Annotated in this window: 14 protein-coding genes; 12 read left to right on the top strand and 2 right to left on the bottom strand. The window is 32.6% G+C overall.

Annotated elements, in window-relative coordinates; genetic code table 11:
* On the top strand, nucleotides 1–219 hold a 219-nt coding region (locus RSB60_RS08335), incomplete at its 5' end, for a hypothetical protein (protein WP_332615707.1).
* Nucleotides 220–367: 148 nt separating this feature from the next.
* Here the strand turns inward: RSB60_RS08335 and asnA are convergent.
* Nucleotides 368–1375 (bottom strand): aspartate--ammonia ligase, encoded by a 1008-nt coding sequence (gene asnA / locus RSB60_RS08330; protein WP_332516171.1) that lies wholly within the window; start codon nucleotides 1373–1375, stop codon nucleotides 368–370.
* Nucleotides 1376–1496: 121 nt separating this feature from the next.
* Here asnA and rimO point away from each other — a divergent pair, with 121 nt between their 5' ends.
* The 5 genes from rimO to hpf all read left to right on the top strand — a co-directional run bounded on the left by rimO (nucleotide 1497) and on the right by hpf (nucleotide 7161).
* Nucleotides 1497–2807: a 30S ribosomal protein S12 methylthiotransferase RimO gene (gene rimO, locus RSB60_RS08325; RefSeq protein ID WP_332615705.1), complete on the top strand. Its 1311-nt coding sequence runs from the start codon at nucleotides 1497–1499 to the stop codon at nucleotides 2805–2807.
* Between the two features lie 69 nt (nucleotides 2808–2876).
* Nucleotides 2877–3776: an ROK family protein gene (locus RSB60_RS08320; protein ID WP_332615703.1), complete on the top strand. Its 900-nt coding sequence runs from the start codon at nucleotides 2877–2879 to the stop codon at nucleotides 3774–3776.
* A gap of 17 nt (nucleotides 3777–3793) precedes the next feature.
* Complete coding sequence (locus RSB60_RS08315; RefSeq protein WP_323380742.1) at nucleotides 3794–5023, top strand: aminopeptidase; 1230 nt, start codon at nucleotides 3794–3796, stop codon at nucleotides 5021–5023.
* A 52-nt stretch (nucleotides 5024–5075) separates the two neighbouring features.
* A complete protein-coding gene (locus tag RSB60_RS08310) occupies nucleotides 5076–6557 on the top strand; it encodes a DUF2779 domain-containing protein (RefSeq protein ID WP_332615701.1) in 1482 nt (493 codons plus the stop codon).
* A gap of 76 nt (nucleotides 6558–6633) precedes the next feature.
* Nucleotides 6634–7161, top strand: a complete 528-nt coding sequence (gene hpf, locus RSB60_RS08305) for a ribosome hibernation-promoting factor, HPF/YfiA family (RefSeq protein ID WP_332615699.1) — start codon at nucleotides 6634–6636, stop codon at nucleotides 7159–7161.
* Nucleotides 7162–7199: 38 nt separating this feature from the next.
* Here hpf and RSB60_RS08300 read toward each other — a convergent pair whose 3' ends face one another.
* Nucleotides 7200–7868 carry a hypothetical protein gene (locus RSB60_RS08300; RefSeq protein WP_332516170.1) on the bottom strand — a complete coding sequence of 223 codons (669 nt, stop codon included), beginning with the start codon at nucleotides 7866–7868 and terminating at the stop codon, nucleotides 7200–7202.
* A gap of 156 nt (nucleotides 7869–8024) precedes the next feature.
* Between RSB60_RS08300 and RSB60_RS08295 the strand changes: the two genes are divergently transcribed.
* The 6 genes from RSB60_RS08295 to RSB60_RS08270 all read left to right on the top strand — a co-directional run.
* Nucleotides 8025–8351, top strand: coding sequence for an MG284/MPN403 family protein (locus tag RSB60_RS08295; protein WP_323380738.1), 327 nt, complete (start codon nucleotides 8025–8027; stop codon nucleotides 8349–8351).
* Between the two features lie 29 nt (nucleotides 8352–8380).
* Nucleotides 8381–8608 (top strand): acyl carrier protein, encoded by a 228-nt coding sequence (locus RSB60_RS08290; protein WP_323380737.1) that lies wholly within the window; start codon nucleotides 8381–8383, stop codon nucleotides 8606–8608.
* A gap of 12 nt (nucleotides 8609–8620) precedes the next feature.
* Nucleotides 8621–10324, top strand: coding sequence for a phosphoenolpyruvate--protein phosphotransferase (ptsP, locus tag RSB60_RS08285; protein WP_323380736.1), 1704 nt, complete (start codon nucleotides 8621–8623; stop codon nucleotides 10322–10324).
* Nucleotides 10325–10383: 59 nt separating this feature from the next.
* Nucleotides 10384–10854 carry a PssD/Cps14F family polysaccharide biosynthesis glycosyltransferase gene (pssD, locus tag RSB60_RS08280; protein WP_332615696.1) on the top strand — a complete coding sequence of 157 codons (471 nt, stop codon included), beginning with the start codon at nucleotides 10384–10386 and terminating at the stop codon, nucleotides 10852–10854.
* The gene (pssE, locus tag RSB60_RS08275; RefSeq protein WP_323380734.1) at nucleotides 10854–11330 is read left to right on the top strand and encodes a PssE/Cps14G family polysaccharide biosynthesis glycosyltransferase; all 477 of its coding nucleotides are present in this window, start codon (nucleotides 10854–10856) and stop codon (nucleotides 11328–11330) included. The genes pssD and pssE overlap by 1 nt, the downstream gene beginning before the upstream one ends.
* A gap of 145 nt (nucleotides 11331–11475) precedes the next feature.
* Nucleotides 11476–12350 (top strand): dihydroorotase (locus RSB60_RS08270; protein WP_332615694.1); only part of this gene is annotated, 875 nt, incomplete at its 3' end.

Genomic DNA, 12350 nt, shown 5'->3' with positions numbered 1-12350 from the left:
ATGCGTAATGAAAGTTGCAATATGCAGTACGTTGATAAAGAAACGTTTGACAAAGCAAGACAAAAAAATATGGGAGTAGGTAAATATACAAGAATTGAAAACATTTTAGAAAGTGATGATACCTATACCTTTGATGAGTTAGAAAAATGCAGTATGAATGAGCTAACTGAGATTCAAGGAAAATGCAAAGGGAATGGACATATGAAGGGATGTAAATAGCATCCTTTTTAAGTGTAAGAAAAGTTTAAACGATATCTAGTTATAACAAAAAAATTAAAAGTATTAACTTCTGTATAAGTCAGAAATCAATCCTTGTAACTATTTAATCAAACTTTAATTGGATTCACTACATTTAACCCATATGGTTTTATAAGATATGAATTTTATGCGCTAAACACGTCTCAATCATTTCTTGAGGCCATATACTTGCCTGAACTTCTCCTACATGTGCTTTGTTTAATAATAACATGCATAATCTAGATTGACCGATACCTCCACCAATAGTGTAAGGTAATTCTTTATTCACAATCATTTTATGATAAGGAAGGGATAATCTTTCGATACAGTTAGCCTTTTCGCATTGTGATTGAATTGATTCTTCATCAACACGAATTCCCATACTTGAGATTTCTAAACCACATTGTAGCGTTTCATGCCAAAAGAAGATATCTCCGTTTAGATTCCAATCATCATAGTCAGGGGCACGTCCATCATGGGGATTACCACTTTTTAATTTTTCACCAATCTTCATGATAAATACACAACCTAATTCTTTAGAAATTGCATTTTCACGTTCTTTTGGTGAAAGTTCAGGATATTTATCTTCTAATTCTTGTGAAGTTATAAAGTGGATTTTATTTGGAAGATGGTTTACAGCTTGAGGATATTTATACCAAACTTCATGTTCCATGTGTTTGATTACTTTGAAAATATCTTGCACAGTTTGTTTAAGTACTTCTTCTGTGCGTTCTTCTTTTGTAATTATTTTTTCCCAATCCCATTGATCAACATAACAAGAATGTGTATTATCAACTTCTTCATCACGGCGGATTGCATTCATGTTTGTATATAAACCTTCATGTACTTCAAAATCATATTTTTTAAGTGCCAAACGTTTCCATTTCGCAAGGGATTGAACAACTTCAATCTCATCATTCGGTAATTCTTTCATGTCAAAACTTACTGGACGTTCAATGCCATTCAAATTATCATTTAATCCAGAACTCTTTTCTACAAAAAGAGGTGCTGAAATACGTGATAATCCAAGAACTTTACCCAATTCTTTTTGAAATGTATCACGGATATATTTAATAGCATCTTGCGTTTCTCTTACTGTAAGTATAGGATCATAGTTTTCAGGTAATATTAATTTCATAAGCGTTCCTCACATTTGTGTTTTATTATAGACTATTTTGGAAGACAGTTGAAGAAAAATGTGCGCAATTCTCCAAATATAGTATTGTTTATGTTACAATATGACCGGAAAGTTGGTAGTTATGAAAATAGGAATTATATCGTTAGGATGTTGTAAAAACTTGGTAGACACAGAAAACTTGATTGGTTTACTTCAACAGTCTAATCAAGAAATTACATACAATTTAAATGAAGCGGATGCAATTATCGTCAATACATGTGGATTTATTGATCCAGCTAAAGAAGAAGGAATTAATACAATTCTTGAAATGGCTGAATATAAAACAAAAAACTGTAAGAAATTGATTGTGATGGGTTGCTTGGCAGAAAGATATCGTGAAGATTTGATTAAAGAGTTGCCAGAAGTTGATTGTTTTATTACATTAAAAGAATATCAACAATTAGGTACTATCCTTACAAATGTTTTAGGTGAAAAGATTGCGAATGATTATGGTAAATGTCCGCAAGTACTTACGGGTAAACCTTGGATGGCGTATTTGAAAATTGCAGATGGATGTGATAATCGTTGTTCATATTGTGCAATTCCATTAATTCGTGGAGGTTATCGTAGTTTTGATTTTGATATGTTAGTAAATCAAGCGAAGGAACTTGCTGCTCGTGGTGTAAAGGAATTGAATTTAATTGCGCAAGATACAACACGTTATGGCTTAGATAACTATGGTAAACGTCGTTTATTGGACTTATTGAAAGCTTGTAATGAGATTGAAGGCTTGCATTGGATTAGGGTGCTTTACATGTATCCTGATGAGATTGATGATGAATTAATAGAGGGAATGGCAAAGCTTGATAAAGTATTACCTTACTTTGATATTCCAGTACAACATGGATCAGATCGTATGCTTCAACTAATGAATCGTAGGGGCAGTGCAGAAAGTATTGTAAAACTTGCAAATAAAATTAAAGAAACTTTTGCACTTCCAGTGTTACGTACAACAATGATTGTTGGTTTTCCTTCTGAAACAGAAGAAGATGTGAAACTTAATCTTGAATTTATGAAAGATATTAAGTGGGATCGTTTAGGTGGTTTTACTTATTCGAAGGAAGAAGATACATCCTCTTATGAAATGGAAGATGATGTACCGCAAGAAGTTAAGGAAAAACGTTATGAAGCAATAATGAAACTTCAAGAGGAAATTGTTGAAGGTAAGAATCAAAATTTGATTGGACAAACACTAGAAGTACTTGTTGAAAAGCAAGATGGTCTTACCGGATTCTATCGTGGACGTAGTGTATTCAGTGCTCCAGATGGAATTGATGGAGAAGTAATATTCAAGAGTGATGAGCCAATAAAATTTGGAACTTTTGTACCAGTGACGATTAATCGTATTAAAACTCATGATTTCTATGGAAAAGTAGAAAAAGAGAAGGTGTAAGCCTTTTCTTTTTTAGTAAGAAACTCTATAATATAAGGCAAGAACAAAAAGTTATTAAAGGAGAAAATAATGAAAACAGTAATTGGTATCGATTTAGGGGGTACAAATGTTCGTGTCGCTAAAGTCACTGAACAAGGAGAAGTTTTACAAGAATTGAAAAGTCCTTCATATGGAATGGAAGGACCAGAAAAAGTAGTTTCAAATATTATTTCATTAATTGAACAACTAGATGGATACAAGGATTGTGTTGGTATTGGGATTGGAGTACCAGGCCCAGTGGATACAGTAAATAAAGTAATGAAATTATCAAGTAACTTAAATGGATTCACAGATTTTCCTATGGCTGCAAAAATTGAAGAAGCTACAGGGATTCCTACATTTTTAGATAATGATGCAAACTGCGCAGGTCTTGCAGAAGCAATTATCGGTGCTGGTAAATTATTTCCAATTGTATATTACACAACAATTTCAACAGGAATTGGTGGAGCATTAATCGTAAATGGTAAACTTGTATCAGGTAAAAATGGTTATGCAGGTGAAGTAGGTAACCTTATTGTTGATCCTTATCGCGCCCCATTTAATAATTTAAATCCAGGTGCTAGTGAGAGCGAAGCAAGTGGACGTGCATTAATTAGAAAAGGCCAAGCAGTTTTTGGTGAAAAAGTACAAAGTGCAAAAGATGTATTTGATTTATATGAACAAGGTGATGAAGAAGCTATTAAACTTGTTGATCAAATGACAACAGATCTTGCAATCATGTTTAGCCATGTAGCATTAGTTACAGACCCTCATATTTTTGTCTTAGGTGGAGGGGTAATGAAATCAAAAGCTGTATGGATGCCTAAAATGATTGAAAAATTTAAATCTTTTGTACATCCAGGTATGCGTGAAGTAATTTTCACAGAAGCAGAATGTTCAGAGCCAGGAATTATGGGTGCTGCAATGTTACCAATTTCAAACGGGCTATAGAAGAAAGAAGGAAGAAAATGGATTTAAGACTTAAAAAGTATGCGAAGTTAGCAATTAGACAAGGGGTAAATATTCAAAAAGGTCAGCCTTTAGTAATAAATGCGCCAGTTGAAACAGTTGAACTTGTTCGATATTGTACAGAAGAAGCATACTTAGCAGGTGCTTCAAAAGTAGATGTTATTTGGTCAGATGATAAACTATCAAAATTACACTATGAAAATGTTGAAACAGAAATATTAAAAAAAGTTAGTCAATGGCGTGTTGATCAACATAAAGATTCAATTGACAATAAGAGTGCATTTTTAAAAATTGTCAGTGATATTCCAGGTAATTTGAAAGATATTGACCCAATAAAATTACGTGAAGTAAATAAAGAAATGTCAAAAGCGATGGAACCTTATCGTTATTACACAATGGCTAATGTCGGCCAATGGTGTATTATTGCCGTACCAAATAAAGAATGGGCAGAAATTATATTCCCAGATTTAAAAGGTGATGATGCAGTAAAAGCATTGTGGGAAGCTATCTACAAGTCTGTACGTATTTCAAATGATAATGATCCTGTAAAAGAATGGGATGAACACAATGAAGAGCTACGTAAACACAATGAGTTATTAAACAATTATAACTTTAAGTCATTGCACTTCAAAAATGGTTTAGGAACTGACTTAATTGTAGAACTTGCGAATAATCATATTTGGGCTGGAGGCTGTGATTTAACACAATCAGGCATACTATTTAACCCAAATATGCCAACAGAAGAAACATTCACAATGCCAAAAAGAACAGGTGTAAATGGAAAAGTTGTTGCGACTAAACCATTGAATTATCAAGGAAAACTAATTGAAAACTTCTGGCTCCGTTTTGAAAACGGAAAAGTTGTTGAATATCATGCGGATAAAGAAGAGGAAGCTCTTAAGAATCTTCTCGAAGTTGATGAAAATTCATCATATTTAGGAGAAGTTGCACTTATTTCACATGAATCGCCAATTTCAAATATGAATATTTTATTTTTCAACACATTGTTTGATGAGAATGCTTCATGTCACTTGGCATTAGGAGCTGCTTATCCAAACAATATGAAAGATGGCGAAAAAATGAATAAAGAAGAGCTACTTGCTCATGATTGTAATGTATCTATGGTACACTCAGATTTCATGTTTGGAAGTCAAGATATGAGTATTATGGGACAAACGCATGAAGGCATTGAAGTAGAAATCTTCAAAAACGGAAATTTCTGTATTTAAACAAAAGCGGTAAATTTACCGCTTTTATTGTATAATAGACAAAGGTGATGTTATGTATCATATTTCAGATGTAAAAAAATACCTTCGTTGTCCCAAATTGTTTTGGTTGAGCGAACGTGAAGAAGCACTTCCATTTAACTCCTATGTAAGATTAGATGAGGCGGTTACTACACTTGCTTGCGAAAAATTAGAAATAAAGGAACACTTTTTGGGAACACGAGGTGATGATCCTCAAAAGACACTAGACGCTATGAAAGAAATGGATTGGATTGTAAAGGGTCGTTTTGAGTATAAACAACTTAGAGTTAAAATACCATTTTTACACCGTAATGGTGATGTTTGGGATGTTTACTTTTTGTTTTGTGGAAATCGTCCAAAAGACGATGACATGAATTTTTATTGCGCAAGCACTTGGGTGCTAAAGATGAATAAGATACCATTAGGTGAATTTAGAGTCTTACATTTTGATGAAAATTATGTGCGAGGTGATAAATTATCAGCACAAGAGTTATTTAAAATTACATCAATGTTTTATAATGACAAAGGTAATCCAAGCAAGGAAATCAAAGAGACAATTCAAAAAAGAATGCGTAATTTAGAAGAAACATTAAATAATATGGATGAAGTACTCAAATTAGATAATGTAGAATGTACACGACAAAATAAATGTACGAAAAAGAATAAATGTCGTTTTTATGAAACCTGTTTTCCTGATGAAGCTCAAATTCCAAACGATTCAATCTTGACACTTGTTTCGTCACAATATAAATATGAAATGTTTGAAGATGGAGTAGATTCATTAAAAGATGCAATTCCAGAAAAAATAGAAGGCTCTCGTCAACAATATGCCCAAATTATGGCTAGTAAAATGGGAGGTCTTTATGTTGATGAAATTTCATTGCGTACATGGATGAAAAAAATAAAAATGCCAATTACTTTCTTGGATTTTGAATGGGAAACTTATGCGATTCCTCCATATAAAGGAATGAAGCCATATGATGTATTACCGTTTGAATATTCAATTCATATTTTGCATGAAGATGGTGAAATTGAACATAAAGAATATCTTGGTACAAAAGATTGTCGATTGAAACTTGTAGAAAATTTAATTAGTGATATTACTTCGACGGGAACACTTATCGCATTCAATGCGGAGGGTGCTGAGAAAATTAGATTAAAGGAAATGGCTGCACAATTTCCACAGTATGCTAAAAACTTAATGGATCTCTATACACGAATGATGGATTTATCTTTTCCATTTGCGTTAGGTACTGTTTATGATGTAAGAATGCGTGGTTATTACTCATTGAAAGTAATCATGTCTTTTATGGAAAATCAAACAGGATATCATGATTTAGACATTCATCAAGGTATGGATGCGGTATTCCAATGGCGATTGCTAGATAAAGAAATTGATGAAGTTGATCCAGATGAAATTCGTGAACATTTATCTGCATACTGTAGTATGGATACATATGCGATGGTGGTCGTGTTTAACTGGTTAAAATCATTGCTTAAGAAAAGTGATAATTAACTGAACTTTAAGGTGTTCTTATTTAAAAGACACCTTTTTTCATATATAATAAAAGTATAAAAAGGAGGATCATTTTATGAGATTTGAAATCGTTGGTCAAAATGTCAGTATCACGGAAGGTATGAGAACTAAGATTGAAAATAAGTTGTCATTCCTTGATAAGTATCTCTTAATTGATGAAGACACAATTGCTCGTGTTGTCGTGAAAGTTCACCCAACAACACAAAAGATAGAGGTGACAATTCCTAGTAAAGTTGGAATCTTGCGTGCAGAAGTAGAGCATGAAGATTTATATGCAGCAATCGACTTAGCTATTGATAAATTAGAAGATCAAATTCGTCGTCAAAAAACAAGATTATCAAGAAAACACAAAGATAAATTAGCAATGGCTTTTATTGAAGAGGATATCGAAACTTTAAGCAAAAAAGATGTTCCAGTTAAAACTAAAACAATCAAAGCTGAAGTAATGGATTTGGATGAAGCAATTCTTAGAATGGAAATGTTAGGCCATAGTTTCTTTATTTATACAGATAATGAATCAGAAACAGTGAGTGTTGTATATCGTCGTGAAAAAGGCGGATATGGCTTGATTGAAACTGAATAATAAAAGCGGTTCACTAGTAAGTGAGCCACTTTTTTCTTTTATAGTAAAATATGAAGATAGGTTAATAAATTAATAACGAAGAGTGCTACTGCTAAACCAATCATACCAGGTAGAAATGATCGTGTTTGATTGTATAAATAAGATATGACTAAAGTAATAACAAAATAGAACAAGTAACCCTTTAACCAAGCAATTAAATCAAATGGAATATAAGTAATTGTAAATATGAGAGCAAACAGAAATCCAGATAATAAGATAACTACAATTTCTGCATGCTTTAATTTCAAACGATCAGTTACACATTTAAATGTTACAACATAAATTAATGCAAAAACAAAGGAATGTGCTAGAAAAAATATACCATTAAATAGTGAGAAAGGTTGCGCTTGTTCGATATTGATAATTGGAACAAAGGCATGTAGATATAAACTATTTAAATAAAATAAACCAGTAATGAGTATTATTCCAACAATGAAGAAGAATATTGCTTCTTTCACATCTTCCTTTAAGCGTTTCGCATGTAATGCAAGTAGATCCCAGTTTTGAATAAGAATTAATAATCCAGATAGATTTACTGCAAATGTATAAGAAACTAATTCATTGTTGATAATCATATTGAGTAATGGTGTTACGATAGGAACTATTAAAAAGTAACACACAGTTATTATTATACGTTTGATTGATAGTGTCGTAGATTGTTCAGTCATAAATACCTCCTGCTCCTCAATATTCTACTTTATATTTAGAAGAATGTCATCCCCAAAGTTGAACTATGAAAAGATGATGAATGAACTCTACAAAAACGAGAAATTAATGAAAAATAAGAATTCATAACGTATAAATATATAATGGAGGTAAAGTGAATGTTGTCAAAAGAGCTACAATTTGAGGATAAAAAGTTGATTCTTGAAAAACTTTCAGAATGTTACCTAAAGTCCTCACGACGGGTTCAAATCTATAAATTTCAAGGAATTAATGAAGAATCAGCACAATATAAAGGCGATTTAGCAGTTTTGCAAATGATTGAGATATCTTTAGAGGCATGTAGTAAAAATACACAAATGATAATTAAAAATGAATATTTCACTTACAAGCAACATGATTGGTACTTAGATTATTATTCTAAGAGTAGTTTTTACCGATTGAAAAAGCTTGCGATAATCGAATTTATTGATTGTCTTAATATCTAAAAAATGATAAAATCACCGTGAGGTGTGACATGGAAACTTTTGATAAACTAAAAACGCTTCTAAGCCAAACGATGAGTATAACGGGTGAAATTCATCAAGACACTACATTTGAAGATCTAGGATTAGATTCATTTGAAATTGTAGATTTTGCGTTAACATTAGAAGAATATTTTGGAATTACTTTTTTTGATGAAGAATTACATGATCTCAACACTGTTGAAGAACTAGTGAGATGTATTGATCATCACACAATTTAAGGAGGGACATCTATGTTAAAAGGTATTGCAGCATCATCAGGTGTAGCTATTGCGAAGGTTTATAAATTGCAACAACCTGAATTAAAAATTGAAAGAGTACAATGTGCTTCTAATGACGAAATTGCGAAATTAGAAAAAGCTTTTGAAAAGACTGTAGCTGATATTGAAATTATTAAAGCAAAAGCAGCTGGTAATTTATCTGAAGAAGAATTAGCAATTTTCGACGCTCACTTAATGATGGCGAATGACCCTGAATTAAAAGGCCAAATCGAAGAAATGATTAAGAATGATGGCGTAAATGCAGAATATGCAACTGAACAAGTAGCTAACATGATGGTTGGTATGTTTGAAAGTATGGATGATGCATATTTTAAAGAAAGAGCTGCCGATGTAAAGGATGTAACTTTCCGCTTACAATGTAATTTAGCAGGAGCGATTATTCCTGATTTAACAACGATTAATGAAGAAGTTGTTATCGTTGCAGAAGATTTAACACCTTCTGACACAGCACAATTAAATAAGAAATATACATTAGGTTTTGCAACTGCAATTGGAGGAAGAACTTCTCACTCAGCAATTATGGCAAGAAGTTTGGAAATTCCAGCAGTTGTGGGATGTAGTGAAATTATGCATCAAGCAAAACAAGGTGATTTATTAATTCTCGACGCAATTGATGGTGTAGTTATTCTAAATCCATCAGATGAACAAATTAAAGAATTCACAGCGAAACGTGAAAAACACCTTGCTGATAAAGAAGCTTTAAAAGTATTGGTAAATGAAGAAAGTATTACAACTGATGGACATCAAGTTGAACTTGCAGGAAACATTGGAACTCCAAAAGATGTTGAAGGTGTTCTTGCGAATGGTGGAGAAGGTGTAGGATTATATCGTACAGAATTCTTATATATGGATTCAGATAACTTCCCAACAGAAGATGAACAATTTGAAGCATATAAAACTGTTCTTGAAGCAATGAATGGTAAAAAAGTAGTTATTCGTACATTAGATATTGGTGGCGATAAGAAATTAAGCTATTTTACATTCCCAGAAGAAATGAATCCATTCTTAGGATACCGTGCGATTCGTCTTTGCTTAGACCGTACAGATATCTTTAGAACACAATTACGTGCACTTATCCGTGCAAGTGCTTATGGACATTTATGTATCATGTTCCCAATGATTGCGACTTTAAAAGAATTTAGAGCTGCTAAAGCATTGTTTAATGAAGAAAAAGAAAAACTTGTTTCTGAAGGCGTAAAAATTGGTGATAAGATTGAAGTAGGAATCATGGTAGAAATTCCAGCTGCTGCAGTATTAGCTGATCAATTCGCAAAAGAAGCTGACTTCTTCTCAATTGGTACTAATGACTTGGTTCAATACTCAATGGCTGCTGATAGAATGAGTGAAAAAGTTTCATATCTATACCAACCAATGAACCCATCACTATTGCGTTTAATTAAAATGGCTATTGATGGAGCTCATAAAGAAGGTAAATGGTGTGGTATGTGTGGAGAAATGGCTGGTGATGAATTAGCTGCTCCAGTATTACTAGGACTTGGACTTGATGAATTCTCAATGAGTGCTTCAAGTATCTTACGTGCTCGTAAAATGATTCGTTCATTAAGTAAAAAAGACATGGAAGAACTTGCAAACAAAGCACTTGCTAGCGAAACTATGGAAGATGTTCTTGAACTAGTGAAAAATAGTTTGAAATAAGTTAAAATAAGAGTGTGAATGAAATTCACACTTTTTCTTTGCATAATAAAGGAGAGTTTATGAAAAAGATTATTTTTATTTCAAGTACAGGCGGACACTTAACAGAGCTAATGCAATTAGCACCGATGTTTGAACGATATGACAGTACAATTATTACGGAAAATACTTCATCGAATAAATCATTGAAAGATAAATATGGGAAACGCTTTACTACACTTGTGTATGGAACAAAACAACATTTATTCTCTTATTTATTTATATTTTCATATAATATTTTAAAATCATTTATTTTATTTATTAAGATAAGACCAGACTATATTATTACTACAGGAACACATACGGCAGTGCCGATGTGTAAAATAGCTCATATGTTTAAAAAGAAAGTGATTTATATTGAAACTTTTGCGAATTCTAAAACTCCAACTCAGGCAGGGAAAATGATTTATCCAATTGCAGATTTGTTTATTGTACAATGGGAAAGTATGTTGGAAATATATCCGAATGCAGTTTATGGGGGGTGGATTTACTAATGATATTAGTTACACTAGGAACACAAGACAAGAGTTTTGTACGCTTACTACAAGCAATAGATACCCAAATTGATGCAGGAATTATTCAAGACAAAGTAATTGTGCAAGCTGGGTTTACAAAATATGAATCAAAGAATATGGAAATCTTTGATTATATTGACAGGGATGCATTTGCAACTTTATTAAGTGAAGCTGAACTTATTATTACACATGGTGGTGTAGGTACAATTATGACTGCACTTAAAGCAGGAAAGAAAATAATAGGTGTCGCAAGATTAGCACAATATGGTGAACATCATAATGATCACCAAACACAAATATTAGAGAGTTTTGATGAACAAGGATTTCTCATCTATTGTAAGGAGTTAGATGAGTTAGGTGATTATGTGAAGAAGAGTGAAAATTTCACACCAAAAAGTTATACAAGTAATACCACGGCATTTATACATTTAATTGAAGAATTTATGAAAAAGTAAAGAAATTACTATTCAAAATGATTGTATGTGATATAATGTCAATGGCTTTAATGAAATGCGTGACGTTTCGAAGAAATCACAACTGAACTATTTTTATGATGACCTTCGAACACATGTTTTGAAGGTTTTTATTTTGGAGGTACTAATGACAAGAATATTTCAAAATGGAACAATTTATTTTCAAGGACAGTTTCAAGAAAAGGATTTTTTAATTGATGATTTAGGCAATATTACAATTGCGGATAAAATAGATTTAGATGAAGTTGATGAGATTATTGATTGTTCAGGACTTCATGTTTTTCCTGGATTCATTGACCCTCATGTTCATTTAAGAGAACCAGGATTTGAATACAAGGAAACAATAGAGACAGGAACGAAGGCAGCAGCTAAAGGGGGCTATACAACCGTATTTGCAATGCCTAATGTAAAACCAGCACCAGATAGTTTAGAACATCTACAATCACTTACAAAGCGTTTTGAGCAAAATGGCGTAGTTCATATTATTCCAGTTGGCTCAATTACGAAAGAACAAAAAGGTATAGGTGAACTTGTAGATTTTGATACATGCATTGAAGAAACATTTCTCTTTTCAGATGATGGTAAAGGTGTGCAAGAAGAATCCATGATGAGAGAAGCAATGATTCAATGCGAGAAAAACAATGCAGTAATTCTAGCCCATTGTGAAGATGAATCACTATTAATACCTGGAGGAAGTATTCATGCCAGTAAAAAAGCAGAAGAATTTGGATTAATTGGAATATCTAGTGAATCTGAGTATGCTCAAGTTAGGCGTGATTTAAAACTTGCGAAAGAAACAGGTTGTCAATATCATATATGCCATATTTCTACAAAAGAAACCGTGGAAGCTCTTAGACAAGCTAAAAGAGATGGCTGTAATGTTAGTGGAGAAGTGACCCCGCATCATTTATTTCTTTGTGATGAAGATATAACAGAAAATCATGGTCGCTTTAAAATGAATCCACCATTACGCACAAAAGAAGATCAAGAAGCATTATTACA

It is taken from the genome of Anaerorhabdus sp. (assembly GCF_036657415.1).
Lineage (GTDB): Bacteria > Bacillota_I > Bacilli_A > Erysipelotrichales > Erysipelotrichaceae > Anaerorhabdus.
Note: the sequence above shows the minus strand (reverse complement) of the source record. Positions and strands in the feature narration are given on the sequence as shown.